Source organism: Rhodoferax sp. GW822-FHT02A01, assembly GCF_038784515.1.
Lineage (GTDB): Bacteria > Pseudomonadota > Gammaproteobacteria > Burkholderiales > Burkholderiaceae_C > Allorhodoferax.
Genome location: NZ_CP152376.1, coordinates 1,340,084 through 1,366,157, shown reverse-complemented (window position 1 = coordinate 1,366,157; position 26,074 = coordinate 1,340,084). Strand labels below are relative to the sequence as shown.

Below are 26,074 nucleotides of genomic sequence, written 5' to 3'. Positions count from 1 at the left end.
CGTAGAGCCGGTGGGCACCGAAGGTGCTCGCTTTGTGGTCAATCATAAGCCCCTTCAAATTGCAGACGGCGCAAGTTTTAGCGTCACCGTCTGGGCACCAGTTACTGACTTCACCGCTGCATTTAGGGCCGCGCAACGCGACGTAATGCTGGTTGCCATGGCGGTTTTACTCGTGCTAGTGCCACTGGCTATGTTGGGCTCGCGTCGTATCGCCCAAACGCTGACGGCGTTAGCCACTGATTCCGAGCACCTCAAACGGCTGGACTTTTCGCAGGAGCCACACCAAACCAATTCCATGCTGTACGAAATCCAAGCCCTGGGTGACGCGCAATACGTCATGCATGGCGCCATCCAGAACCGCACCGAAGAGCTCAAGGCCTCGCAGGACAAGCTGGCGCAGCTGGTGGACAACGGTATCAGACTTTCGCGCGAACAGAACCGCACCCTACTACTACACCACGTGCTGTTCGGCGCGCGCGAGATTGCGCAATGTGCAGCAGCGACGCTGTTTCTCAAGACCGAGCACAACACCCTGGTGTTTGCCCAGCGCACCAGCGAAGACCCGCTCCCTTCCTTTGAGATTCCGCTCTTCGACGCCGAGGGCAAACCCAACAACCACTTTGTCGTGGTGAACGTAGCCAACACCAACACCTCCGTCATCGTGGACGACGTGTATGCGGAAACACGCTTTGACATGTCCGGTACCAAGAAGTTCAGCGAAGACTCCGGTTTCAGAACGGTTTCCATGCTGACCGTCCCCTTGAGCCCGCGCGAAGGAGAGGTCATTGGCGTGATCCAGTTGCTCAATGCACTGGACCCTAAAACGGGCGCCGTCATTCCCTTCCCGCAGGACCTGATTGGATTTGTCGAGGCATTGGCGGCCCAGTCTGCGGTGGCCATCGAGAACCAGAATTTGATCGAGGCCCAGAAGCTATTGATGGACGCGCTGATCAAACTGATTGCGGGTGCAATTGATGCCAAAAGTCCCTACACCGGTGGCCACTGTGAGCGCGTACCGGAACTCGGACTGATGCTGGCCGAAGCCGCTACCGCCCAGACCTCGGGCCCATTGGCCAGCTTCAAGTTTGAAACCGAAGACGAATGGCGCGAATTCCGTATCGGCGCCTGGTTGCACGATTGCGGCAAGGTCACCACGCCGGAGTACGTGGTGGACAAGGCCTGCAAACTGGAGACCATTTACAACCGCATCCACGAGGTGCGCATGCGTTTTGAAGTGCTGCTGCGCGATGCGCGCATCGCCCAGCTCCAAGCCCTGGCCATTGGCACCGATGCACAGGAAGCACAAGCTGCATTTGACACGCGACTTGCACAACTGCTGGATGACTTCGCGTTTGTTGCCGAGTGCAACCTGGGTGGCGAATACATGGCGCCGGAGAAAGTGCAACGCCTTCAGCAAATAGCCCAGCAGACCTGGCTGCGTCACTTTGACGACCGCGCCGGACTGGCCCACGAGGAGCTCAAGCGCCACACCGATGCACCGGCTGCCCTACCCGCCACCGAGCTGCTGCTGTCGGACAAGGCGCACCACATCATTCCGCGCACCAGCAAAGCAGTGATGGATCCCAAATGGAAGTTCAAGGTCAACATCCCGGAACACCAGTACAACTATGGCGAGGTATACAACCTCAGCGTAAGCCGTGGCACCCTCACCGAAGAGGAGCGCTTCAAGATCAACGAGCACGTGATGCAAAGCCTCATGATGCTGGAGCAACTGCCGCTGCCCAAAAACATGCGCCGCGTGCCCGAATACGCCGGCACCCACCATGAAACCCTGATCGGCACCGGCTACCCGCGCAAGCTGGGTGCCGACGAGCTGAGCGTGCCCATGCGCATCATGGCGATTGCCGACATCTTCGAGGCGCTCACCGCCTCGGACCGCCCCTACAAGAAGGCCAAGACGCTGTCGGAATCCATCAAGATCCTGTCCTTCTTCAAGAAAGACAAACACATTGACGGTGACTTGTTTGACCTGTTCCTGACCTCTGGTATCTACTTGCGCTACGCTGAGAAATACCTGCTGCCAGGACAAATCGATGTGGTGGATATAAGCGAATTTATCTAAAAGGGACGAACCAGATAGGTACTGCGACCGCTGGATATGTGCACTCAAGCATAAGAACTGGCGATCTCGCCATGTAGAAAATGGCCACGTGTGTACTTTGACCTTGGCAGCGGTCAACCCAAAAACTCCAATCTTGAATGCCTGCCAAAAGATGGTGCAACCATAGTCGTCGAATGTTGCCCCTGTCTTTGTTATCGATTCAACTTTGGGTTACGGACTGTCTTTTTTGAATTTTGTTATGTATGATTTTAATAGAAATGGTTCGGCCAATTGCTAACTGGTGCACTCCACGCAAATGATCTTTGCCAACCCAATGTAAGGATCGCGCTAAACTTGTTCATTCAAATCTGACCGAGGCATTATTACCATGGCTACAAGAATCGCCCCCGAAATTGCACACCTGTTTTCCGACAAAATAGGTGTTCGAAAATATTATGCCGAACCGATTCCTCCCACACCCTCTTTGCCAACGATTCGTCTCGATCCGAAAATAGTCAAGAAGATTGCCGACGGTGTGGCCATCTTTGCCAAAATGCAAAATGATGATTTGTTGGCGACGCTGGCGATCGGTGAAGTGCGTCCATTCAACGCAGGTGAAGTTCTGTTCCGAGAAGATGAAGTTGGGGATTCGTTCTATGTGATCGTCGTGGGTAGCGTAAACGTACTAAAGATACGTGAAAGTAAATCGCATGTAGTGGCTTCACTGGGAGTTGGTGAGTGCTTTGGCGAAATGGCACTCATCCTCGACGAAATTCGCACGGCTACCGTCGTGGCCAATGTGGATTGTGTGACCCTCTGTTTTCAGCGCGCAAGGTTTGAAGCATTCCACGATATTTCCTTGATCATCTATAAAAACATTGCGCATGTATTGGCCAGACGTCTGAACGAGCGTAGTAACTCACTTTCTGATCTCCTACTTGTTAGCCGATTCAATGTGGAATCAGATGGAATAGTAAAGTCTTAGAGTTCTCAAAAGATGTTTGTATATTTTTTCACAGAAACCAAAAAGCCAATGATGGATTATTATATTGATGGCTGAAATGGCAAATATCGTCGTTCTTACGCAGTTTTAGGAACTCATGTCTGGCGAACTGGTATTTGTCGGGAAGAAGTTAATTTCCACCCCTCCCCTTAAGGGGACAGCCGGACTGAACGCACCGTCGGCGATCCGGTATGACTGCAATATAGAGGGTGCTCAAGACCACTATCGTTCAGTTGCAGGCAGCCAGCAACACTTCATCAATATCAAAGGCGGCGCTTTCCAGTTTGGACATTGCGGCCTATCAGGCCAATTCAAATTTAGTTTGACGTCTATTTCACAATAACTGTGTACAGCACCACGTCGGTTTTGCCGACGTTTCTGACTGAGTATGCAGTGGTTGATGCATTGGATACGTCAAACCATTTCACCTCGCCGACTTTAAATGTGATTTTTTGCGTCTTACCGTCAGGGTACTCCCTCAGGAGGGTACCGCCCCTCATCACCCTTACCACTCGGTTTGCCAGTGCCTCGGAGGCACGTACTTGACCAGGCTTCCAAGAAGTCTCCCGAACCAAAACTTTGTCGTTTTCCAATAGCGTCTTGATGACGGCTTCTCCCTTCGTCGGCATTTCATCAGCACTTGCCCATGTGGGAAATGTTGATGCCATTAACAGGGTCAAAGCACCAACGTATGTTTTTAGAAAAAGCTTTGCTTGAGTGTACATTTACACGCTCCTTTTAAGGGTTAAGCTTCGGGCCTTTGTCCTGGAACCAAGTCTGGCGCCCCCGTGCAGCGCCAGACGCCCGTCCATGCTACGCCGAAGTTGGCCCTTTGGCCATGGCTTTGGGGTTTTTCGCAAAAAGGACTTCCGCCTTAAGGTTGGTACGCCACAAGGGGGCAGGTCAATGCAGATGACCGAGTCGAATGCTAAAACATGGGGACGTGGGGATGTCGCCTACTGCCTAGTGACATCTATATCTCCCATTAAAAGCTTTGTGAAGTACTCAATAGTTCGAGGCTCGGTCCTAGGATGGGCACTTGTAATCAGTTTCGCTTGATCCAAGACATGCTCAAACCTACTTTCCCATTGCAAAGCAACGGTTTTTCCCTTTGCATGAAAGTTCGAGGTAACACACCTGGACAATTGCCGTGCATCGCTTGGAGAATTGAGAAAGGCCATACGTCGCAATTGAATTGCGAGTTCGAGGTAGTACTCAGCATATGTCGCCACAGGAAGTTCTCCCCGCTCACTCTGCTCGATTAACTGACTTACATCAGCCTTTGAATTCAGCAGCTCATTCTTCTTCAGGATATATGCTTCTTTGTCAAGAACGCCATCAATGAATGCGTCCATTAGAGCGCTGAAACGGTCTTCAATTTTTGACCGCCTAAGGAGTAGCACCTGATGCGCATTCGCTGATTCTTTCTTCCTACGAGCGATAGCCACTCTTAGTGCCGCTTCCAATCCTGGATATGTTTCCACAAATCTAAGGAGAAGTTTTAAATCACGTTCCATGGAGGCTGTCACACGCTCTTCGCGGAATGACGTACCGGCGCACTGCTTGCTATGACAACGATAGTACACGTGGCTCTTCTGCTTCTCGCCCACCAAACGATACGAGCACAATGCGCATGTAATATCACCGCGATAGAGGAAATTGTGGCGTGATGCTTTTCTCCAAATACGCCCGTCAAGTACAGTTTGCACGTTATCAAACAGTACTTTTGAAATCAAAGGCTGGTGGACGCCAGGGAACTGCTCACCAGTTGAACGAAGTTGCAGTGAACCGTAGTAAAAGCGGTTGTGAAAAACACATGTTAGAGATTGCTTGGAAAGTGGCTTTCCACTTGAAGTCCGTAAGCCCAGGTCATGAAGCTTAAGACGCAGTGACTTAATTGTGTATTTGCCGGTCGCGTATAGCTCAAATGCCTGACGTACAAGAAGTCCGCGTAGCGGATCGATTGTCTTTGGCTTTCCTCCACCATTGTTCACATATCCAAGGGGCGCACTAAAAGGCCAGATGCCCTGTTTGAGTCGTCCTACTAATCCCTTCTTTGTCTCCTCCCGGAGATTGCGAACATAGTCCGCCGCGACGGCTGCAAGCATGTCACCAGTGAGACGACCCCCACGTGTATTGAGGTCGATGGAGTCATGTACAAAATAGACCTTCACACCAAGCTCGATGAGGTCAGTAATATCACTCCACTCGCGGAGATTTCTTGCACCACGATCAATCTTATGCAGAATGAGTCCCTCTGCCACACCGGCACGTAGCTCCTTCATCATTTGGGTGAAAACGGGCCGTCCTTGTTTAGCTGCCGTCTCCATCTCAGAAAAAACCTTTGTAACCTCGACACCTTTCTGACGGGCGAGATTACAGGCCTGCTCCCTTTGTACTTCCAAAGAGACACCTTCGATGCCCTGCTTTACCGTTGAAGTTCTGATGTAGACATAGAAGCCTCTCCTTTTCATAGTGTTCTCTTCAAACTATCACAATCATGAATTCCGTCAAGAGATTTGGCGGAAGTCACCTGCCTATGTTCCTTTAAGTACTCGTCGTGCAGCACACCAAAGAGGTCAATAAATCCTTCAAAAATATCAGAAAGTACCTCCCTTGAAAGCTCGGGAAATATCACACGAAGGATTTGAGGAATATCTGTGCTTTGTTCACCACTGTTGTCATTCATGGTCTCTAGTTTCCCAGATGACACCATCCGTTCGTAGAGGGGTAAAAGTGCACTAAATGACATGTTTCACCCTCTTTCTACTAACAGCCGAGTGACCTACGCTTTACGCATGAAAGAAAAACAACGTATAACAAAAATCGTAAGTCGTGTGTTAGAAGACGGAGCAATTTTAGAACTCGTTTGCGATGGTAAAAAAACATCGCTCTGCATGTATAGGCGGGGTGAAATATCGATGCATGAAAGCGTGCAAGATGGCGAAGATGTGTTGATACCATTGCCTGCTTACAACAACCTCATCAAACATTGTGCCGTACTTCTTCCTGAGAAGCCGTCTGACTATGAATCAGAAGAACAGTTGATTGGGGAAATACAAAGGTATCTGTATAGCTATGTTGATCTGTCACCGGAGTTCTTGGAGGTAGCAAGCGCGTACGTGCTTTTCACATGGGTCTACGACGCATTCAATGAGCTGTGTTACTTACGATTCTCTGGCGACTTCGGTTCCGGTAAAAGTCGTGCTCTCTATGTGCTTGGGAGCATCTGCAACAAGCCCTTCTTTGCATCCGCAGCTTCCACCATCAGTCCAGTGTTTTATACCTTGGACTTGTTTCGCGGCACCCTGATATTGGATGAAGCGGATTTCAGATATTCTGATATGCAGTCAGACATTGCCAAGATCATGAACAATGGTTCAGTAAAAGGCTTCCCTGTGCTCAGGCAGACCCAGACCATCACCAAAGAGTTTGATCCCAAAGCGTTCAACGTGTACGGCCCAAAAATAGTCGCCATGCGCAAGAAATTTGAGGACATCGCTCTTGAAAGCAGATTTCTGACGGAAGACATGGGAACTCGTGCACTGCGTGAAGACATTCCGCTTAGCTTGCCAGATGATCAGACAAAGGAAGCGGCGGTGCTTCGAAACAAGATGCTGATGTACAGATTCAGAACTTTGTCGGCTGCGGGCACCAAAGCGGACCAGGTGGACCGTAGCCGTTCAGGACGGTTCAATCAAACCGTAGTGCCGTTGTTGTCGATTGTTTCCGATGAACGCATACGGAATGTGATTCGAACGTTTGCCGTGACAAATGACGAGAAGAGCAAAGGACTTCGGTTGCTTTCCATTGAAGCCGAACTTGTTGAGAGTATCTGTGAACTGATCGATGCCAAAGACAGTAGTGATTGTCTCTCAGTAGGCGTGATCGCATCAACGCTTAGGCAAAAAGTGAATGGCGATTTCGAGCGCCCTATTACAAATCGGTACGTTGGCCAATTGCTTCGTGGCAACCTTGGATTGTCCACATACAAGAAGCATGGCAACTATGTGTTGCCTGCCGGTGAGTTTGAAAAAGTAAGACACATCGCAAAGCGGTTTGGCCTAGAGAGTGATGTCACTGGGAACGTCCCCATGTCCTCACATCCCCCTCCTGTGGATAACTAAGACAAAAGTTTCCTGGGGGGAGATTAATACCCTCTACGACAGAAACTGTGGATACGTCATGATGACAATGTTGCTCAAGCAAGCAACACTCGACGTATGACACAAACAAATCACAATTTAGCACTGCGTAAGTGGCGGCGTACAGCATCTTTCAAACAGAAAGAGATGGCGCAGCTAATTGGGCTTGCAAGTAAAACGTACATCTCTCGCCTGGAGTGTGGATATGGAAATCCTGGGCTGTGTATGGCGATCGCACTTGAAGTTTTGACTGGTATGCCACTTCATGAACTCATGCAACCTTTGTATGACATGGTAGAAGAGGAAACTCTAGCCAGAGTGACAACAATGCTTATGAGTATGGAAGAAAGCGCATCACTTAGAACATTAACAAAGTGTCGTCACCTCAAGGAGTGTCAAGATCGAGTTATTACAAAACATAAGCAACGTATGCATGAAGAAACACAAGAAAAATAGTTTCCTTGTTCTCTCTGTTTACCTTATCAAAAATGGATTTGCTTTTGTTCTCTTTGAGTCTGCGCTCTCACCACATGATTGGGGCATCAAAGAGGCTAAGAAGGATGTTGGCCATGTGAAGACCATTGCAAGCATTGAGAAGCTGCTGGCCCAATATCGACCAGACATCCTGGTAATCGACGACATTGGTGACATTAAGATGAAAAGCTCAGTGCGGCGTAAGCGAATCTATAAGTCGATTACTGCATGTGCTACATCACTTTCCATTGAAACCGTGGTCGTTGGAAGAAAAGCAGTTCGGTCCGCGTTCGCACAGTTTGGCGCTGTTACTAAGCATGACATTGCCAAGGTCATTGCAAACAAGATGGAAGTGTTTTCATCTCGTATGCCAGACGTTAGAGCGGCATGGCAAGCGGAAGACCGGCGCATGGCGCTCTTTGATGCAGCCAGTCGTGCCTTGACCTATTACTACACGCAAGAGCAGGCAGGTATTTGATATCTGTACTCTCCGCACATCGTGTGCGGGGTGCGGGTGGAGTGAAGACCACCCGCACCCCTCACATGATGTGGGGGAGAAAGGTCTATATGGAGCTACTTGATGAAATCAAAAAGCGGTGTGAAGGGTTTCCACTTTACAGTCAAGAGAACGTTTCTGATCCTACGATCCGTGTCAAACTTTGTTTTCCAATTGGGAAAGCGGCATGGTATATCTCCGAGTACGATTCGGTCACAATGATCGCATTTGGATATGTGACCGGACTTGCATATGACGAATGGGGATACGTCTCGATTCGTGAACTTCTGGAAGCAAAGATTGCAGACACGTTCTCGATCATGATTGACCCGATGTTTAAACCCATGAAAGTCAGTTGTCTTGGGATTGTGCGATAGTCCAATGGTAAGGTTCTAACGCCGTAATGCGAATCGCCATTAAGTTACTTTTTAGCGGTGAATAGGTCCTCCATATTTCAACGTATGGGGGACCTTCTTTATTGATAACTACCAACGAAGTAACTCTCTTAAAGACATATATGATGAAGCATAGCTCATGATTTATTCGGGGTGGCCCAAGCAGAAAGGCAATGCCGTGCTGAGAACTAGGACGTAGGTATGAGCTTTGCAATGCTCAAAGAATTGACGAAACCATAGGAGATTTTTATATGATTGAATGGATCTTAGTGGTCATCGCGGTAAGTACTGGCAACGCTTTTACTGTTGCCCCCTCACCTCCTGGGCCTATCCCAATTAAGGACCTTCCCGGTGTCGGTATGACGAGCTTTCAAATTGGATCATTTAAATCTGAAGCAGATTGCAACGTTGCCAAGAAGAAACTGTTCGCAGACTTAGGGGACTCGATCAACAATCAGACGCTCGCGGCCGTTAGAACGAGTTGCATCGCACGACCGCAATAGTCAGAGGTCTTCGCGTTCAAGATCGGAAATCTCGCCTGAGAAGAACGGGATATTCAACGTAGCGTACTGATTGAGGTACGATCTAAGTCCTCGCTCAAGCGAAGTGTCAACGGCAAGCCATAAAGCCCGGGCTAGTGGTCCGATAGTTCGAGCGTTAGCAGCTTAGGGAGGCATGTGACTTTCATACTTAATATTCTGCACAAAAATATGTCTATCTTGGCGGCAGACCAGAAGGCAATGGCGGAGTGGCCGGTTGTGTCAACGTCGCCCGACATAGCGTCTCAGACTTGCAGTGTTTCCGCAGTTTACAATTTCAATAAAATCACTCTGAATTCAAGCAGGAACTTGGCTCTGGGTATCGCCGGTCATAGACAAGACCATTACTACATCCAGATGATAGAGCGGAGTACCTCTATCGATGAATGGCTCTGGACAATTCGAAAACACATGGAAGGTTTTCTACGCGTTCATGATCGCCCTAGTTTGAGCACTTTGAACTCGTTTATGGTCAATCAAGGTATCGCCACGTTCTTTGACCACGTCGCTGACACTTACTTCACAAATACAATTTTGTTTAGTCCGGTTGAAAGCCAGACCCGTTTGCATCGATCCACTGACGGGGTTAAGATTTTGCATGCTGGTTCAGGAAGCGTGCATTTCGAAAAGGCAGTCGGATTGGCAAACATCAGTTCATTTATTGACTCCACCAAGAACTCGTGTTCACTTGAAACGTGCGTTCCTTGGATGCACGATGCATTCATGAAGGTCAACGCATGTGATTCCCGCTCTGGAGGTGAGGCTGTGTTCGTGGTGTCAACTAGGTCAGATCCGGAGTTCCGCTTCGTTGAATGCTGAATTGCCCGAGTTTTGTTGACGCATGTTTTCGGCTTGTAATCGAGCCGTTTGTCCACGATCTGCCCGTGTCAGAATTCGATATGACCGCGAGTGCCGCCACTAGAAGGGCGCTCACAATTTGAAAAATGTACCCTATGCAAAACAATCAGTCCGTCGGTAGTTGTTTATGCGGTTCAATTACCTTCACGTTAAAATATCCTACAAAGTGGGTGCTCCACTGTCATTGCTCACGTTGCCAGCGCGCGCACGGTAGCGCATTTGTAACTTGGGTTGGCGCTGAGACTGGTCAAGTGGAAATCGTCGATAGCAAGAATAGGCTGTGTTGGTACAGTGAGCCAACAGGTAGTAGTCGGGGGTTTTGCAATAACTGTGGAAGCCCAATGTTCTTTCGCTCCAAAGTTTGGACAGATGAAACACATATTGCGAGAGCATTGTTTACACAGCCGCTTGACCGTGAACCGGGTTCACATGTTCACTATGACACACACGTTGACTGGGTCTCTGTAGCTGATAGTCTTCCAGTCGAACCTGACGTGCGGTAGATGATGTTCCTCATAAATGGCAGAATAGCCGGGTCACAAGCGCACGTCATGTCACCGCTCGAAGTACATACATCGGTGCATCGAGAAAAATTCATGCGCCGGATTTATAGGCGAGGTGCCGAATCAGTATTCGACATTCCATATGAAAACTACTTACGTACTGAACTTTGGAATGCAATTCGAGATTGGGTCATAAAGTCGCAATCTGGAAAATGCGCAATCTGCGACCACGATGCTGCAGAGGTCCATCACCATGACTATGAGGAAGCTACCCTGTTAGGACTGCGTTCGAGCGGCCTCGTCGGTCTTTGCGCACGATGTCATAACCTCATTGAGTTCGATGATGCTCGCTCGAAAAGGGTATCCCTAATTGAGAAGAGAGAGGTTTTTGAGCACTTGGCCTCTGAGTTCACTTGCCTGAGGCAAGAAGGGTTCAGGGTCGTTATTGAAATATCAAAGCTGACAATAAATCTGGAGTACATCGGAAACAAGACCTTTTTGCAATTCATAAGCTGTTCATCGCTGGCGTATAGTTTCATCATCAAACTATTCTTGCATAGCGAAATGGCTTTTCCACTTCCATTTGGCAGAGAGAAGCTGAAACAGAAGTCTGGGGTCGTTCTCACGTTACGGGAATCGGCCAAGAAGATGGCCACAGTTAAAGCGGCACCGGCAAGTATCCAGATAAAATTGACAAAGACTTGTGCCTACCCATTTGAAGCGAGCCTGCGAGATTTCCTTGCGCAGGAACCGTTTGTCAGGGTAGTCCCTTGAAGGCGACTTCAACCCCTGCGTTCTACTGGAAGCTGCGCAGCAGAGCCGGACAGCGCCGACTGGCTTCACAATGAACCTACCGTTGAGTGGGCTGACATCGTGCGATGCATTTGACTACATTCAGCCCACCATTGACATTCTCAATCCAAGAACTTGAACGATTTCTGCTTAGTGTCGTTCGGACGAGGTGCAATCCGTCAAGCTGCCCCCTTTTTGTACTACCCCTTGACTGATGCAATCCTTTGGATCAGTACAGCCGGATCAGCCTTAATGGCTTTCGTCCAATCAATGAAGTCGATGATGTCGAGATACCGCTCTCCATTTTCAACCTTGGAGACAAACGATTGGCTCTTCTTGATTTTGTCGCACAGCATGCGTTGAGTTAAGCCCGCTTCCGTTCTGAGACGAATGAGCTCGTCTCGAAGCAAGGCATACCGATGGCTATACAACGTCATTCCCTTATGCTAGAGTCCGTTTCGGAATATTCCATTCCGGACTCAAAAGGGAGAGGTTCACTCATGGAAAGACCTATCGGTATCGGTAGTGATGCACTGCGACGAAAAGCTCGCAGCCTGCTTTTCTCAATGACCGTCGCCGGTCTGGTTTCCGGATGCGGAGGAGGAGGTGGGGGCGGTGCCCCAAGTACAACAACCCAATCAAACACCACCACGACCACGTCACAAACAACCACTGTTACTGCAACTGCTGGCGTAGAGGGGCTGTTCAAAGATGCAAGTCAAACGCGCTTACGGTATCTCTTAGTTGAACCCGATGGACAACTCTGGGGTACACCGTCTGTCCTGTATTCCACAGGGTCAACATCACTCGGTGTTGCGTTGGAAGCGAACAAAGGCAATATCAGCGCCACATCCGGCAATGTGACAGGTACCTACAAAGACATCATTGGACTTACCTGTTCATTCCTGTATACCTGTACTGTCTCAGGACTCTCTTCCCCTACGCAGCTTTCGGTATCGGGATCAAAGAGTCTTTCCGGTTCAACCATACCGGACTGGTCATTTACTGGTACGCCGGAAGCAAGCTATAGCGTGCAGGCAGCGGCTTCTGATATTGCCGGGACATGGAACATGAATGCGGCATTGCCATCAAATATGGCCGCATTCGGAACCCTCACTGTTTCAAGTACCGGTGCGGTGACCGTCACCAACATTGGCAGTTGTGCCTTCACTGGCACATTGACCCCAGTTACCGGCAAAGGGTACTTCCGTCTCACAGTGTCCACAGTTGCAGGAACCTGCGCAACTGGTACCACGGCAGCACAAATAAATGGTGTTGCCTTCAAAACGTCAGTGACAGGGAAGCCATCCGTGCTCAACGTCATGTGGCACAACACCAATCAAAGTCAATATTTCTGGGCAGCGGGGACACCATGAACAAAGTAGGCATCATCAAACATCTGACCATCTTGACATTGCTAACAGCCAGTCTTTCCGGTTGCATGCTAGCGCCCGTAGTAGGCATGGCAAATCTGGCTCATAAATCTGGAACCATGACGGTCACCCTTGAGGGGCAACGTGATGCGATTAAGGCCTTTAAAGATGCTGCCATTAAGAATGGCGGGACAGTGCCCGCAACCACCACGGACTTTGCCAGAGCAGAGTTCTCCAGCGTCGATATGAAAGTAGAAATTCAGGTAACAGGTACCCAGACTAAAATTGCTGTAGTCCGTGGATCTTCACTTTCGAATGTTGGCCGTACATATGAATTCAAGGACAACATTGGTGAGATTACAGAAAAGGTGGCACTTGATATGCAGGATGGCGGCTATGTAATTAAGTCAAAGCAGAGGGATCGAGGGATGTGACACCTTATAAATGCAGGCGGGAGCGCGCTGGCACAGTGAGCAGTGACAATGGAGCACCTACTTTTTTGGATATTGCAATGTGAAGGTAGTTGATCCGCATGGGCAACTATCGGCGGACCGGTTGTTTTGCATTTGGCATGCTTTTCAAATTGTGAGCTCCGTTCGCGTGACGGCTATCGTGGCATTCGCGCCAAAGCTTGATGGTGACTAACCGACAAGTGTGACGCTAGGAAACGTTAAGCCTCGGCGATGGCCGCAATTGACACCTTCAGGCCGGGAATGCGAGCTGGCAATTTCGCTCCTTGGCGGGCAGGCGGATTGGAAGGAAACCACTTCATCCACTCTTCATTCATACCGGCAAATTCATCCTCATCTGCAATGACGACAGTAACGCTGACGATCTTATCCATGGAACTTCCTGCTTCTTCAAGGATGGCCTGGATGTTGGTAAGGCACTGACGTGTTTGCTCTTGAATCGTAGAGCCCTTGAAGGCGCCGGTGGCTGGATCAGTTGGTGCAGTGCCCGATACAAAAATCAAACCAGCTGCCTTAACGGCTTGGCTATACATTGGCGGCGGCTTTGCCGCATTTGTTGTGAAGACAATTTGACGTGGCATTGTTATCCTGCAGCTTCTGTGGGTAAAGAAAGGGCGTTTCAAAGTCTAGTCTAGTGGACCATCAAAACTCCCTGACAACAGAGTAAGGATGTCTCCACTACCAAGTTAGAACGTCCTTCTGTGGAAGCTTCAATTGAATATCGCAATGTCGAGCGCGCATTGAGCAAAAATGGAGCTTCGAAAATGTCTATGGTCATATTCAAGCCTTCTTAATTTGATTCCTGTGCCCGCTGGAACCCTTCAACGATTGCTGAAGCCAATTCAGCTTCTTCGGCCAGTTGCACTTGCTCCTCGTGAAGTTGCAGAAGTGTATTCACCGAATGGCCCTCTTGCTCACGGAGGCTATAGCCCTCTCCATTCAGCGCCCTTACTCGGCATGCGAGTATTGAATCCAATGCAAGATTGAATTCGCTAAGCATTTCATATCCATATCCTTGCTCTGCTAAGACAATGCCGGTATGGGCGGTAACAACGAGCTCTCTGAAGTGCTCATACTGTCCATCACCGTTTGTAAGTGCGTAAAGCGCCATACGACCAGCTAGGCCGATGCTGGTCTGGGTCTTCTGTGAAACTGGTTTCTTCGCAAAGGCACGCCAGACCGGATTTGCGGTTAGCAAGACCATATTGCGCGTGTCCAGGTTCGATTTGCTCAAGCTGTTTTTCTTTATTGGTTTTTTCAAAGCCATTTCCCCCTCCCTGTCACTCGTCCAACTGACGCAGTTGCAATGCAATTATGTGGAATGTTGTAAGTGAGACTTCACGATAAGTCAATAAATTAAAAGTAAAACGTTTGCCGCCGCGGAAATTCTGCCACTAGCATGGGCTGAAAGAAGACACTCTTCAATATCACAATGAAAGGATAGAATTTACCACTTCACATGTAGAAAAGCATCTTTATGACTATTGAACGTGTTGGTGAAGAGGTGAAGGCTAGTGCGTGTTCATATGTAATGTTGATGCTTTTACAGAGACTTGAATCTTCACAAAAAGGGTTCATAGACGAGATGATTGCTGGTGCACTGGCTGATAAGTCAGCAGTTGACGAATCTGGCTCTATGACCGAGTCGATTCAAAATGTATTCACAGAAACTCTAAGACTTTTACGCCAAGCAAAAGGCTGAATTCGGTGTCAAAGAGAGGTGAGCGGAAACCGGATTTTGCGGCAACTCAGAAATTATTTATGTGGCACTCCAAACCTACCATCATCTGGTCTGTCCATCTGCAACATATAGGCTGTCTGACACGTCGATGGCCAAAGTGAACGGCCTTGAAAATATTGCCTTTTCACAGCGAAGGGATCAAGGGATGTGATTTCCTCAACTTGAAGCTAAATACTACTTGTTGTTGCCGATTCGTATATGCGCCAGTGCTAGATGCCAGGTGCTGTATGCGAGCAAGCAGATGAAGGTGATCGTGCCGGCAAAATCGGCCAACCCTTGTGCGTAGACAGTTGCTTGGTATTCCGAGGCACACAGCGCTAGAGCGTGTATGGTGTCAGCAGGCAAGCAGCGGTCTGCAAGGTACTGACCATAGTTGGAGTGCTTCGTCAACAAAGTTTGTTCAATTTCATGCCCGGCCTCGCCATAGATAAGCAACACAACCGTTATGAAGGCGAGCAGGATTGGAATAAAGAACGCAAGGATAGGTGTGCGTTCATTCACTTTCTTGGGGTCTGGACGGGCGGCGATCCAATAGGCAACCGAAAGACTGAGGGACGGTAATCCCAATGCTGACGCGAAATGCTCCATCCAGACAGGCCATTCGGCGGTTCTAAACGACAACAATTGGCCGGAAAATACTAATGGATTGACACGGATTATTCGACTTATCCAGGCGCACATGCAGAGCATGAAGACAAAGAAAAAGACCTTGGAAGGGAAGCGGTAGAGGTTGTAAGGGCTTCGGTTTTGCATGCTGAGTATTGGAAGGTTTATGCGAATGATATATGCAGCTTTCCCGTTTGGCATTCCCATCCTTGCAATTAATTTATCTCATAAACTGGTGTCGTATGCCGTGGCTCTATGTTGTGTGGCCATGACTTCAGCTGCAGATATTACTGCTGTCAAAGCGACTTTCCCCGCGGAGCATTCGGTTGTAGACCTAGTGCCTCAATCTGTGCTCGGTACTCAACTCCGTGACTTTCCATTTGGTGGATCAAGACCGCAATAACAGCCAGATGCGAAGGTATCTCCCCTTTCTGTTTGTAATTGGCAATAGTATTTGGGTTGAGTTTGAGGAGCTTGGCAAACTCCCGCCCTGAAAGGCTGGTGCCGGAAAGTAAGGTGGTGAATTCTTCGTAGTTCATTGCAACCGCCAAGCATACACGTTGCACATTGATTTGTGTGCAAACCACTTGATTGAACACTAATTAACGAGTAACATGTAAACCCATATTCCTTAGGGGACATTCATGGTGGAAAAGGACGGCAAGAAGCATGTCGGTATCTGGCTCCGTGTCAGTACCGAAGACCAAGTACGTGGCGAATCCCCTGAAATCCATGAACATCGCGCTCGGGCATATGCTGAGTCGAGGGATTGGAACGTAGTGGAGGTCTACCGACTGGACGCAACTTCTGGAAAAACGGTCAAAGATCATCCAGAAGCCAAGCGGATGCTTGCCGACATCAAGAGCGGTCATATTACTGGCCTCATTTTTTCCAAGCTCGCCCGCCTGGCACGTAACACTAAAGAACTTCTTGATTTCGCTGACTACTTCCGGGATGTGGGCGCAGACCTTGTGTCTCTCGGTGAGGCCATAGATACCTCAACACCAGCGGGGCGACTGTTCTACACCATAGTTGCTGCCATGGCCACGTGGGAGCGTGAGGAGATCTCCGCACGTGTATCTGCATCTGTTCCAGTGCGTGCTCAATTGGGAAAGCCACTTGGTGGCGCCGCAAGCTTTGGATACGAGTGGGTAGAGCAAAAGCTGGTCATCAACCAAGCCGAGGCCCCTATCCGCAAGCTTATGTACGAACTCTTCTTGGAACACAGGCGCAAGAAGACGGTGGCGCGCATACTCAACGATCGTGGCTATCGCACCAGAAATAACAGCCCATTCACCGACACCACGGTAGATCGGCTGCTACGTGACACCACAGCTAAAGGCGTTCGCCGTGCCAATTACACGCAGACCACGAACTCAAATGGTGCTTGGCAGGTAAAACCTGAAAGCGAATGGGTACTGACACCTGTAGAACCCATCGTGACTGAACAGCTGTGGACTGAGGTAAATGCAATCCTGGATGAAAAGCGAACAAAGGGTAAGAGACAAACCCGGTCTGTAGTACATCTGTTTGCAGGTGTCACCTCATGCGGATGCGGGTCAAAGATGTACGTACCGTCAAACTCACCGAAGTACACCTGTAGCAAATGCCGTAACAAGATCCCAGTCAACGACCTGGAAGCAATCTTCAAGGAAGAGTTGCGTGCTTTCATATTCTCACCAGATGAAATCTTTGGACATGTGCAGGCTGGTAACGAACAGGTGAAGTCATTTGAAGGCTTGATTGCAAGTCTGGACGCTGAGCAAAAAAAGCTCACCAGTGAAGCTGACAAGCTTATTGAGCTGTACCAAATCGGTGCCTTGGACAAGAAAGGATTTGCGCCCCGGTATGGGAAGCTCCGCACGCGACTTGATCAAATAGAAGACGAGCTTCCAGAGTTACAGGCCAAGCGTGATGTTCTCAAGATAGCGCTCACGTCACAGGAAGAAGTTCTAACGGGAAGCAAAGACCTGGTCGAACGCTGGGACACACTCCCTCATACTGAACGCAGACAAGTCGTGGAAACGATCCTTGACCATGTCGTCATTGGAGACGGAGAAGTTGAATTCAACTTCCTCTACAACCCAGGTCTTGCGAGTTCTTCGAACTCGCAAGAGACAATGTAAATTCCCTCTTACTATTTTAATTGATGGTGTTTAAGCAATGAATCTTCAAGGATTCATGGCGGCAATCAACTGGAAACGGGCAGGAAATTCGGCGCGCCGCGCCGCCCTGGAGATGGTGATCGTGCCGGTTTCCAGGGGTTCGCGCAGAGCCTCCAGGGCGGTGCGGTTGAACTCCGGAAACTCATCCAGAAACAGAACGCCGTTGTGCGCCAGTGAAATTTCGCCGGGTCGTGGCGGCGAGCCACCCCCGACCAAGGCTACCGCGCTGGCCGTGTGGTGGGGTGTCCCGGTAGGGCGCATGGCCCATTGCTCCATGCGAAAGCGCCCGCTCAGAGACTGGATGGCCGCGCTTTGCAAGGCCTCTTCATGCGTCATGTCTGGCAACAGCCCGGCAAAACGCTGGGCCAACATGGACTTGCCCGAGCCCGGAGGACCTACCAGCAACACGCTATGTCCCCCTGCGGCGGCAATCTCCAGCGCGCGCCTGGCACTGGCGTGCCCTTTGACGTCGGCCAGGTCCGGGAGCGATGCGCTGGCAGACTGCACTACGGGCTCCACACGAAACCAGCCGTCCTCCGTGCAGAGACCCGGAGGAACTTCTACTTCTTGCCCGGCAGGCGCGAATTGACGCACCACATCCAGCAGGTGCCGGGCGCAATACACCTGCACCTGTGGCACGAGCGCCGCTTCTTGGGCGCTATCTTGGGGCAACACCAGCTTGGTGGCGCTAGCGTCTCCCACCTGTGTCAATGCCATGGCCAGCGCTCCTCTTACGGGCCGCAGGTCGCCGGACAGAGAGAGTTCGCCGGCAAACTCGTATCCGGACAGCCGGGCCCCGTCGACCTGCCCGCTGGCTGCCAGAATGCCCAACGCGATGGGCAAATCCAGCCTTCCTGAATCCTTGGGCAAGTCTGCCGGGGCCAGATTGACGGTGATGCGCTTGTTGGAGGGGAACTCCAGGCCGGCATTCTGGATGGCACAGCGCACCCGTTCGCGCGCCTCCTTGACTTCCACATCCGCCAGGCCGACCAGCGTAAAGCTGGGCAGGCCATTGGCCAGATGCACTTCTACAGTGACCTTTGCCGCCTCCAGTCCTAGCAGGGCGCGGCTTTGCACCAAACATAAGCTCATTTGCGAGATTCCCAAAGAAGTGCGCATCCATTGGGTGCGCTTTTGTGTTGGCACCTAAATGGTGCGTTCTGATTATTTATACAGTGTTTGCAACGGATGAGGCGCCATTTGGTGCACACAAAAAGTGGGGGCATTGGTCCGAGCGGTTGGCACGGACTCTGCTTAGTGGGGTTATCTCCTGATCTTTTTTTGGAGAAGCCGGCTGATCCAGCCCGGTGTCTGCAACCCCTGTAAACAAGCTGAGGTGAACACATGAAACTCGTGACGGCCATCATTAAACCGTTCAAGCTCGATGAGGTGCGAGAAGCCTTGTCAAGCATTGGTGTGCAAGGCATTACTGTCACCGAAGTCAAGGGCTTCGGACGGCAAAAAGGCCACACAGAGCTCTATCGTGGTGCTGAATATGTCGTGGACTTCCTGCCCAAGGTGAAGATTGAGGCCGCCATCGATGACGCACTGGTGGAGCAAGTCATTGAAGCCATCGAAGGTGCGGCTCGCACCGGAAAGATCGGCGACGGCAAGATTTTTGTCTATGACGTTGAGCAAGCCGTGCGCATCCGTACCGGTGAGACAGGTAAAGAGGCCCTCTAAGGCGCTTCTGACAAATAAATAAAGGAACGAACCATGAAAAAACTGCTTGTATCCCTAGCCTTGGGGTTGGGCCTGCTGACGGCCGCCACGTTTGCCACAGCTCAAACTGCTGCTCCGGCCGCTGCCGAAGCCAAGGCTGAAGCTTCCGCTCCCGCTGCTGCAGCATCTGCTGAAGCTCCCGCCGGTGCAGCTGCAGCCGCAGCTGCACCGGCCGCTGACGCCTCGGCTCCGGCTGCTCCCGTTCCCAACAAGGGCGACACCTCCTGGATGATGGTCTCCACACTGCTGGTGATTCTGATGACGGTTCCCGGCCTGGCCCTGTTCTACGGCGGCCTGGTGCGCAGCAAGAACATGCTGTCCGTGCTGATGCAGGTCCTGGTGACGTTCTCGCTGATCGTCGTGCTGTGGTTCATCTACGGCTACAGCCTGGCATTCACGGAAGGCAACGCCTACATCGGTGGACTGGATCGCCTCTTCATGAAGGGCATCTGGGACAACGCTGCTGGCACCTTCGCGAACGCAGCGACCTTCAGCAAGGGCGTCTACATTCCCGAAATCGTGTACGCGGCCTTCCAGGCAACCTTCGCCGGTATCACCTGCTGCCTGATCGTCGGTTCCTTTGCCGAACGTATCAAGTTCTCTGCCGTGCTGGCCTTCATGGTCCTGTGGTTCACTTTCTCCTACGCTCCCATCGCCCACATGGTGTGGTTCTGGGCAGGTCCTGATGCCTACACCAGCAAGGAAGTGGTGGACAAGGTCAATGCCAGCGCCGGTATGGTGTGGCAATGGGGTGCTCTGGACTTCGCTGGCGGTACCGTTGTGCACATCAACGCTGCTGTGGCGGGTCTGGTGGGTGCCTACTTCATCGGCAAGCGCGTCGGTTACGGCAAGGAATCCATGGCTCCTCACAGCCTGACACTGACCATGGTGGGTGCTTCCCTGCTGTGGGTGGGTTGGTTCGGTTTCAACGCCGGCTCCGCTCTGGAAGCCAACGGTTTCGCCGCTCTGGCCTTCATCAACACCTTTGGTGCTACCGCTGCTGCCGTGCTGACTTGGTCTCTGGGTGAAGCACTGCACAAGGGCAAGGCTTCCATGCTGGGTGCTGCATCTGGTGCAGTTGCGGGTCTGGTTGCCATCACACCTGCTGCCGGCAACGTGGGCATCGGTGGTGCACTGATCATCGGTCTGCTGTCCGGTTTCGCCGGCCTGTGGGGCGTGACTGGTCTGAAGAAGCTGCTGGGCGCTGACGACACACTGGACGTGTTCGGCGTGCACGGTGTCTGCGGTATCCTGGGTGCGATCCTGACCGGCGTGTTCAACTCGCCTTCCCTGGGTGGCCCTGGCTACGTGGCCGACTGGGTTACTGCAACCGGCATCACCGCTGCTGACTACTCCATCAGCGCCCAGGTCTGGATCCAGACCAAGGCTGTGCTGACCACCATCGTCTGGTCCGGCGTCGTGTCTTTCGTGTCTTACTTCATTGTTGACAAGACCATCGGTCTGCGTGTCAGCGAAGAAGACGAACGCGAAGGTCTGGACGTCACTTCTCACGGCGAGTCTGCTTACGGCCGTTAAGCCCTGAGTCTCTCCTTGGCCGCCAGTTTGCTGGCGGATGCGCCCGGCGCAACTTTGGTAACCCCGAAGTTGCGCCGGGCTTCTTTTTGGGCGCTTGCGGAATGCACAATCTGCCATCCCTTGCCCAACGAGAATCCCGATGACAGAAACCATCACCCTCCGCGCCTCGACCATGCGTTGTGAAATTGTTCCCGCATTGGGAGGCAGTCTTGCCGGCCTGTGGTTTGGGGAACATGAGGTGCTCAGACACCAACCGGCAGCGCAGATGCAATCAGGCTTGGACGGTGCGAGCTATCCCTTGGTCCCCTATTCGAACCGGGTGGGCTATCGCCAACTGCGTTGGGATGGGCATGACTATGTGCTGGCGCCCAACTTCCCGCAGGAACCCCACTGCATCCATGGCGTGGGCTGGATGCGGGCTTGGGACGCGGAGCGGATGAGCGCCAGCCAGGCGCGTTTGACGTACCACCACGTTGCCGATGACTACTGGCCATTTGCCTTTGAGACGGAGCAGGTCTTTACGCTTGATGCCCATACCCTGGAGATGCACATCAGCATCACCAACCGCGCCGCAAAGGCCGTGCCGGCCGGGCTGGGCTGGCACCCCTACTTTGCCAAGAGTGCACAAACCCACGTTCGCTTTTCCAGCAACAGTCGCTGGGAAATGGGTGCTGACATGTTGCCTACGCATGCGCTCGCCCACAGCGGTCTGGATACGGATTGCGCCAACCTGACGGTGGACCACTGCTTTGAAGGATGGGCCGGAGCCCTGCAATTGCAGAGCGGGCCGTTGCGTGTAGAGGTCAGCTCGGACTTGTCGCGTCTGGTGGTCTTCACCACGCCTGCGCGGGACAGTATTGCCATTGAGCCCGTCAGCCACGTCAACAATGCGTTGTCCTTGGCGGAGCAAGGAGAGGCAACACTTGAAGCGCTGGGCATGCAGGTCCTGCAGCCCGGTCAGTCCATGCGCGCCACCATGCGCATCCGTGTGGAGGAGGTCGTATGAAAAAACCCATCTGGAGCACCGTAGGCACCGACACGTACGCCTTGGCCGAATCCCCCTTTTGGCATCCGCAGGAGCAGCGGCTGTACTGGGTGGACATCAGCGGGAAGAAGCTCCTGCGCATGCACGCATCGCAGAGCGGCGTAGAGGCGTGGGACATGCCGTCCGAGCCCGGTTGCATAGCGCCTGCTGCAAAGGGTGGCCTGGTGGTCGCCCTGCGCGACGGCGTGTACCGTGCCCGAAGCTGGGGTGGGTCGCTGGAGCGCATTGTTCAACTTCCCTACGACACAAGCTGCATCCGAGCCAATGACGGGAAATGCGATGCGCTGGGCCGATTCTGGATCGGCACCATCGACGAGCCCAAGGCGGGACGTGCTGCCGAACTGTTTTCACTGGATTGCCGCTCTGGAGCACCGCTGGTCACGCGCCAGGCCGGAGATGCGCTGACGGCCAACGGCCTGGCCTGGAGCCCCTCCAATCAGGTGCTGTACTGGGCCGATACCCCCAGCCACGTGGTGCATGCATGGGACTTTGACGTGCAGGTCAATGCGCTCAGTGCGCACCGCACCCATCTGCAGTTTGCACCCAAGCCACAGGGCTGGACATTCGAAGACACCAGTTACCAGGGTCGCCCGGATGGCGCGGCCGTGGACGTACAAGGCAACTACTGGGTTGCCATGTACGAAGGCCGACGCGTCTGTCAGTTTGCCCCCGACGGCAGCTTGCTGCAGGAACTGGAAACACCGGCCCAATGTCCCACCATGCCCTGCTTTGGCGGACAGGATCTGCAGACGCTGTATGTCACCTCCGCGGGGCATGGCAGAAGCGCAGCAGAGCTGGTGCAGTTCCCTGCGTCAGGCGCCGTGTTTGCCACGCGCGTGGAGGTGCCGGGCCTGCCCGTCAACGCGTTTGCGGACTAATTTTCAAGGTATTGCATACAAAAAATTCACGCTTTGCGCCGCGTCCAGCACGTAACATCGCGGCCATGCCAAATTTGGAACACGCCCTGCGAACCCTGACGGATCGCATTCACGCAGCCCGATCGGACGGCACCGCTCTGCAGATCAGAGGCGGTGGCAGCAAGTCCTTTCAGGGAACCTCCCACGGGGACGTACTGGACACCCGGGGGCTCAGCGGTGTGATCAACTACGAGCCGACCGAGCTGGTGGTCACCGTGGGCGTGGGAACACCCTTGCGCGAGCTGGAAGCACTGCTGGCCGAAAAAGGCCAATACCTGCCGTTTGAGCCTCCGCACTACGCCTGGTCCGGCGCGGCGCAGGCCACGGTGGGTGGCATGGTTGCCTGCGGTCTTTCCGGCCCTGCGCGGGCGAATGCCGGCAGCGTGCGCGACTATGTGCTCGGGCTTGAACTCATCAACGGTCTGGGGCAGCAGCTGACTTTTGGCGGTCAGGTCATGAAGAACGTGGCGGGGTATGACGTCTCCCGTTTGATGGCCGGTGCGCGCGGAACCCTGGGTCTGATTACCCAGGTCTCGCTCAAGGTATTGCCTTTCGCGCCGTCCGAGGCCACGCTGTACTTTGCTCTGGAGCAGGCCGTGGCGCTGGACCATCTGCAGCGCTGGGGGGCTGAGCCATTGCCGCTCAATGCCAGCTGTTGGGTCATGGACGATTCGGTAAAAGACGCAGCTCCGAGGCCGGGCTTGTACCTGCGGCTGCGTGGAGCCGCCGCGGCAGTGGATGCCGCGTGCAAACGCATGCTGGCTGAAGTGCCCGGTCAGCGTCTGGACAATGCACAGACCGCATCGGACTGGGAGCTGTGCCGCAACCAGCAACTGCCCTTCTTCACCGCAGCGCCAGAAGGCTGCGTACTGTGGCGCCTGAGCGTGCCGCAAACCGCGCTCGTGCTGCAACTGCCTGCACAGCCCTTGGTGGAGTGGCATGGCGGCTTGCGCTGGGTATGGGCGCCTCTTGCGGCGCGTTCCGGCATCGAAGCCGCCGCACGTGCCGTAGGCGGCAGCGCCAGCGTATTCATGATTCCCGGTACGGACAGCGGTCAGGCACGTGCCGCCCTGATTTCTGATGACCGCGCGTTGCAAACCATCAGCCAACGCCTCAAATCCAGTTTTGACCCGCAGGGCATCTTCAATCCGGGACTCACCCTCCATGCAAACCAATCTCGCGCCTGAGTACCAGAACACCCCCGACGGGTTAGCGGCCGAGGCCATTCTGCGCAAGTGCGTGCACTGCGGCTTCTGCACGGCCACTTGCCCGACTTACCAGCTGCTGGGTGATGAGCTCGATGGTCCGCGCGGACGCATCTACCTGATGAAGCAGGTGCTCGAAGGCGCCGCGCCCACCCGCGCCACCCAGATGCATCTGGACCGCTGCCTGACCTGCCGCAACTGCGAGAGCACCTGCCCCAGCGGTGTGGATTACGGGCATCTGGTGGACATTGGTCGCAAGCTGGTGGATGCCAAGGTGCCGCGCCCCGCAGCAGAAAAAGCCGTGCGTTGGGCGTTGAAGGAAGGTTTGCCATCTCCCCTGTTTGCACCGTCCATGCAACTCGGCCAGCTGCTGCGTCCGCTCTTGCCCGGCAGTCTGAAGAACAAAGTGCCACCGCGTCAGCCAAGTGGCAACTGGCCCGGCCGCAACCATGCGCGCAAAGTGCTGCTGCTCAAGGGCTGTGCCCAACCCACGATGAGCCCCAATATCGACGCTGCCACGGCACGCGTGTTGGATGCAGCGGGAATCCAGAGCGTGGTGGTGGGCAAGTCCGGTTGCTGCGGTGCCGTCAAGTTCCACTTGAATGACCAGGACGGCGGCATGGACCAGATGCGCGCCAACATCGACGCCTGGTGGCCGCTGATTGCGCCCGATACCCAAAGCGGCGTGGAGGCGCTGGTAATGAATGCTTCCGGCTGCGGTGTGACCGTCAAGGAATACGGACACATTCTGCGCAACGACCCGGCCTACGCGGCAAAGGCCGCACGGGTCAGCGAACTGACGCGGGACCTGAGCGAACTCCTGCCCGATCTGGTTCCTGCACTGCGCGGCAAGCTCAAGGGTACGCCCCGCAGTCCACTGGTGTTTCATCCCCCTTGCACTTTGCAGCACGGGCAGCAGCTGCGCGGTGGCGTGGAGCAGCACCTGCAGGAGCTGGGTTTTGCCGTGCGGCTGGCCAGCAACGAATCCCATCTGTGCTGCGGTTCAGCAGGGACCTATTCGGTGCTCAACCCGGACATTGCCTACCAGTTGCGTGACCGCAAGTTGCAGAACCTGCAACCGACTTCGGCCGAGACTATCATCAGCGCCAACATCGGTTGCATCACCCATTTGCAAAGCGGGACAAACACTGCGGTGCGGCACTGGATCGAGGTACTGGACGACGCTCTGCATTAGGCAAAAACGGGCGATAACGCCCATAATGCGGCCTACGCTTTTCCAGAGTTGCAGGCGTGCGCTCGCATAAACCATCAGGGTGTTCCATGAGCAAGTTCGAAGAGATCGATGATCCCCGTCGCGCGTGGCTGATCCGTGCCTTGTCTACCGGCATGCTGGCCGCGGGTTGGGATGCAGTGCAGGCACAAAGCATTCTGGGCAGCAAGCCCGCCAAGTTACCTGAAGGGCAATCTGTTTTCTCCACCAGCGGCGACGTGCAGGTCAACAACAAACCTGCTGACAAGAGCACACTCATCAAACCCGGCGATACGGTTCAGACCGGCCCCAACAGCCAGGTGGTATTTGCCGTCGGTACGCACGCCATGATTCTGCGCGGCGGCAGCACGTTGACGATTCAGCAGGCTTCTCTGGCACAGGACTCCAAGCTGTCCTCGGTTATTGCAGGACTGCAGTTGCTCACGGGAAAGCTGCTTTCGGTGTCCCGCAACTCCCCCATGACCGTGAAGACCAGCACCGCTACGGTGGGGATTCGCGGTACCGGTTTTTACATCGAAGCAGACCCTGCACAGACCTATTTCTGCACGTGCTACGGCATGACCCAGGTGCAGGCAACCGACGATCCAGAGAGCCATGAGACTGTGGCTGCGAGCCACCACGACCGGCCTCTCTACATCGTCAAGGATGGCGGTGCCGGACGCAATATCCGCAACGCGCCCTTTGTGAACCACACCGACCAGGAGCTCGCGCTCATCGAGGCCATCGTCGGACGCACCACGCCTTTCGTGTTTGGCAAAGACGCATACAGCGGCCCGCGCAAAACCTATTGATCCCC

27 protein-coding genes and 1 pseudogene are annotated in these 26,074 nt (G+C 53.1%); 19 read left to right on the top strand and 9 right to left on the bottom strand.

Annotation, left to right across the window (positions count from 1 at the left end):
• The first annotated feature begins 157 nt into the window (after positions 1 to 157).
• Both AAGF34_RS06435 and AAGF34_RS06430 read left to right on the top strand, forming a co-directional pair.
• Positions 158 to 2,083 (top strand): HD domain-containing phosphohydrolase, encoded by a 1,926-nt coding sequence (locus AAGF34_RS06435; protein ID WP_342619789.1) that lies wholly within the window; start codon positions 158 to 160, stop codon positions 2,081 to 2,083.
• Positions 2,084 to 2,450: 367 nt separating this feature from the next.
• A complete protein-coding gene (locus AAGF34_RS06430; RefSeq protein ID WP_342619788.1) occupies positions 2,451 to 3,047 on the top strand; it encodes a cyclic nucleotide-binding domain-containing protein in 597 nt (198 codons plus the stop codon).
• A gap of 347 nt (positions 3,048 to 3,394) precedes the next feature.
• Here AAGF34_RS06430 and AAGF34_RS06425 read toward each other — a convergent pair whose 3' ends face one another.
• The 3 genes from AAGF34_RS06425 to AAGF34_RS06415 form a co-directional block, all read right to left on the bottom strand.
• Positions 3,395 to 3,790, bottom strand: a complete 396-nt coding sequence (locus AAGF34_RS06425; protein WP_342619787.1) for a hypothetical protein — start codon at positions 3,788 to 3,790, stop codon at positions 3,395 to 3,397.
• A 231-nt stretch (positions 3,791 to 4,021) separates the two neighbouring features.
• A complete protein-coding gene (locus tag AAGF34_RS06420) occupies positions 4,022 to 5,539 on the bottom strand; it encodes a recombinase family protein (RefSeq protein ID WP_342619786.1) in 1,518 nt (505 codons plus the stop codon).
• On the bottom strand, positions 5,536 to 5,754 hold the full coding sequence (locus AAGF34_RS06415) for a hypothetical protein (protein WP_342619785.1): 219 nt from the start codon (positions 5,752 to 5,754) through the stop codon (positions 5,536 to 5,538). Before AAGF34_RS06415 ends, AAGF34_RS06420 begins: the two co-directional genes overlap by 4 nt.
• A gap of 109 nt (positions 5,755 to 5,863) precedes the next feature.
• Here AAGF34_RS06415 and AAGF34_RS06410 point away from each other — a divergent pair, with 109 nt between their 5' ends.
• The 6 genes from AAGF34_RS06410 to AAGF34_RS06385 all read left to right on the top strand — a co-directional run bounded on the left by AAGF34_RS06410 (position 5,864) and on the right by AAGF34_RS06385 (position 11,249).
• Positions 5,864 to 7,192, top strand: a complete 1,329-nt coding sequence (locus tag AAGF34_RS06410; RefSeq protein ID WP_342619784.1) for a hypothetical protein — start codon at positions 5,864 to 5,866, stop codon at positions 7,190 to 7,192.
• 96 nt (positions 7,193 to 7,288) lie between these two features.
• A complete protein-coding gene (locus tag AAGF34_RS06405) occupies positions 7,289 to 7,666 on the top strand; it encodes a helix-turn-helix transcriptional regulator (protein WP_342619783.1) in 378 nt (125 codons plus the stop codon).
• The gene (locus AAGF34_RS06400; protein WP_342619782.1) at positions 7,644 to 8,162 is read left to right on the top strand and encodes a hypothetical protein; all 519 of its coding nucleotides are present in this window, start codon (positions 7,644 to 7,646) and stop codon (positions 8,160 to 8,162) included. The genes AAGF34_RS06405 and AAGF34_RS06400 overlap by 23 nt, the downstream gene beginning before the upstream one ends.
• A gap of 41 nt (positions 8,163 to 8,203) precedes the next feature.
• Positions 8,204 to 8,557 carry a DUF2958 domain-containing protein gene (locus tag AAGF34_RS06395; protein WP_342619781.1) on the top strand — a complete coding sequence of 118 codons (354 nt, stop codon included), beginning with the start codon at positions 8,204 to 8,206 and terminating at the stop codon, positions 8,555 to 8,557.
• A gap of 1,501 nt (positions 8,558 to 10,058) precedes the next feature.
• Complete coding sequence (locus AAGF34_RS06390) at positions 10,059 to 10,475, top strand: GFA family protein (RefSeq protein WP_342619780.1); 417 nt, start codon at positions 10,059 to 10,061, stop codon at positions 10,473 to 10,475.
• 48 nt (positions 10,476 to 10,523) lie between these two features.
• Positions 10,524 to 11,249: a hypothetical protein gene (locus tag AAGF34_RS06385; RefSeq protein ID WP_342619779.1), complete on the top strand. Its 726-nt coding sequence runs from the start codon at positions 10,524 to 10,526 to the stop codon at positions 11,247 to 11,249.
• Positions 11,250 to 11,467: 218 nt separating this feature from the next.
• Here AAGF34_RS06385 and AAGF34_RS06380 read toward each other — a convergent pair whose 3' ends face one another.
• Positions 11,468 to 11,704, bottom strand: coding sequence for a helix-turn-helix transcriptional regulator (locus AAGF34_RS06380; RefSeq protein WP_342619778.1), 237 nt, complete (start codon positions 11,702 to 11,704; stop codon positions 11,468 to 11,470).
• A gap of 63 nt (positions 11,705 to 11,767) precedes the next feature.
• Between AAGF34_RS06380 and AAGF34_RS06375 the strand changes: the two genes are divergently transcribed.
• Both AAGF34_RS06375 and AAGF34_RS06370 read left to right on the top strand, forming a co-directional pair.
• Positions 11,768 to 12,643 carry a hypothetical protein gene (locus AAGF34_RS06375; protein ID WP_342619777.1) on the top strand — a complete coding sequence of 292 codons (876 nt, stop codon included), beginning with the start codon at positions 11,768 to 11,770 and terminating at the stop codon, positions 12,641 to 12,643.
• Complete coding sequence (locus AAGF34_RS06370) at positions 12,640 to 13,074, top strand: hypothetical protein (RefSeq protein ID WP_342619776.1); 435 nt, start codon at positions 12,640 to 12,642, stop codon at positions 13,072 to 13,074. Before AAGF34_RS06375 ends, AAGF34_RS06370 begins: the two co-directional genes overlap by 4 nt.
• Before the next feature lie 236 nt (positions 13,075 to 13,310).
• On the opposite strand, the gene AAGF34_RS06365 is transcribed toward AAGF34_RS06370, so the two are convergent.
• Both AAGF34_RS06365 and AAGF34_RS06360 read right to left on the bottom strand, forming a co-directional pair.
• Positions 13,311 to 13,691 (bottom strand): RidA family protein, encoded by a 381-nt coding sequence (locus AAGF34_RS06365; protein ID WP_342619775.1) that lies wholly within the window; start codon positions 13,689 to 13,691, stop codon positions 13,311 to 13,313.
• A 209-nt stretch (positions 13,692 to 13,900) separates the two neighbouring features.
• Positions 13,901 to 14,377 (bottom strand): hypothetical protein, encoded by a 477-nt coding sequence (locus AAGF34_RS06360; protein ID WP_342619774.1) that lies wholly within the window; start codon positions 14,375 to 14,377, stop codon positions 13,901 to 13,903.
• 210 nt (positions 14,378 to 14,587) lie between these two features.
• Between AAGF34_RS06360 and AAGF34_RS06355 the strand changes: the two genes are divergently transcribed.
• Positions 14,588 to 14,812, top strand: a complete 225-nt coding sequence (locus AAGF34_RS06355; RefSeq protein ID WP_342619773.1) for a hypothetical protein — start codon at positions 14,588 to 14,590, stop codon at positions 14,810 to 14,812.
• Positions 14,813 to 15,025: 213 nt separating this feature from the next.
• Here AAGF34_RS06355 and AAGF34_RS06350 read toward each other — a convergent pair whose 3' ends face one another.
• Together AAGF34_RS06350 and AAGF34_RS06345 are read right to left on the bottom strand one after the other, a co-directional pair.
• Entirely contained in the window at positions 15,026 to 15,604 is a 579-nt protein-coding gene (locus AAGF34_RS06350) for a hypothetical protein (RefSeq protein ID WP_342619772.1), read from the bottom strand.
• 149 nt (positions 15,605 to 15,753) lie between these two features.
• The gene (locus AAGF34_RS06345; protein WP_342619771.1) at positions 15,754 to 15,996 is read right to left on the bottom strand and encodes an XRE family transcriptional regulator; all 243 of its coding nucleotides are present in this window, start codon (positions 15,994 to 15,996) and stop codon (positions 15,754 to 15,756) included.
• A gap of 105 nt (positions 15,997 to 16,101) precedes the next feature.
• Between AAGF34_RS06345 and AAGF34_RS06340 the strand changes: the two genes are divergently transcribed.
• The gene (locus tag AAGF34_RS06340; protein WP_342619770.1) at positions 16,102 to 17,583 is read left to right on the top strand and encodes a recombinase family protein; all 1,482 of its coding nucleotides are present in this window, start codon (positions 16,102 to 16,104) and stop codon (positions 17,581 to 17,583) included.
• 48 nt (positions 17,584 to 17,631) lie between these two features.
• On the opposite strand, the pseudogene AAGF34_RS06335 reads toward AAGF34_RS06340, so the two are convergent.
• Positions 17,632 to 18,714 (bottom strand): annotated as a pseudogene (locus tag AAGF34_RS06335) (YifB family Mg chelatase-like AAA ATPase); the annotation flags it as partial.
• Between the two features lie 252 nt (positions 18,715 to 18,966).
• Here AAGF34_RS06335 and glnK point away from each other — a divergent pair.
• The 7 genes from glnK to AAGF34_RS06300 all read left to right on the top strand — a co-directional run bounded on the left by glnK (position 18,967) and on the right by AAGF34_RS06300 (position 26,069).
• Complete coding sequence (gene glnK / locus AAGF34_RS06330; protein ID WP_342619769.1) at positions 18,967 to 19,305, top strand: P-II family nitrogen regulator; 339 nt, start codon at positions 18,967 to 18,969, stop codon at positions 19,303 to 19,305.
• 33 nt (positions 19,306 to 19,338) lie between these two features.
• Complete coding sequence (gene amt / locus AAGF34_RS06325) at positions 19,339 to 20,880, top strand: ammonium transporter (RefSeq protein ID WP_342619768.1); 1,542 nt, start codon at positions 19,339 to 19,341, stop codon at positions 20,878 to 20,880.
• 139 nt (positions 20,881 to 21,019) lie between these two features.
• Positions 21,020 to 21,886, top strand: coding sequence for an aldose 1-epimerase (locus AAGF34_RS06320; protein WP_342619767.1), 867 nt, complete (start codon positions 21,020 to 21,022; stop codon positions 21,884 to 21,886).
• The gene (locus tag AAGF34_RS06315) at positions 21,883 to 22,803 is read left to right on the top strand and encodes an SMP-30/gluconolactonase/LRE family protein (RefSeq protein WP_342619766.1); all 921 of its coding nucleotides are present in this window, start codon (positions 21,883 to 21,885) and stop codon (positions 22,801 to 22,803) included. The genes AAGF34_RS06320 and AAGF34_RS06315 overlap by 4 nt, the downstream gene beginning before the upstream one ends.
• Positions 22,804 to 22,868: 65 nt before the next feature.
• On the top strand, positions 22,869 to 24,029 hold the full coding sequence (gene glcE / locus AAGF34_RS06310; RefSeq protein ID WP_342619765.1) for a glycolate oxidase subunit GlcE: 1,161 nt from the start codon (positions 22,869 to 22,871) through the stop codon (positions 24,027 to 24,029).
• Positions 24,007 to 25,242, top strand: a complete 1,236-nt coding sequence (gene glcF / locus AAGF34_RS06305; RefSeq protein ID WP_342619764.1) for a glycolate oxidase subunit GlcF — start codon at positions 24,007 to 24,009, stop codon at positions 25,240 to 25,242. Before glcE ends, glcF begins: the two co-directional genes overlap by 23 nt.
• Before the next feature lie 86 nt (positions 25,243 to 25,328).
• Positions 25,329 to 26,069, top strand: coding sequence for a FecR family protein (locus AAGF34_RS06300; RefSeq protein WP_342619763.1), 741 nt, complete (start codon positions 25,329 to 25,331; stop codon positions 26,067 to 26,069).
• Positions 26,070 to 26,074 lie beyond the last annotated feature (5 nt).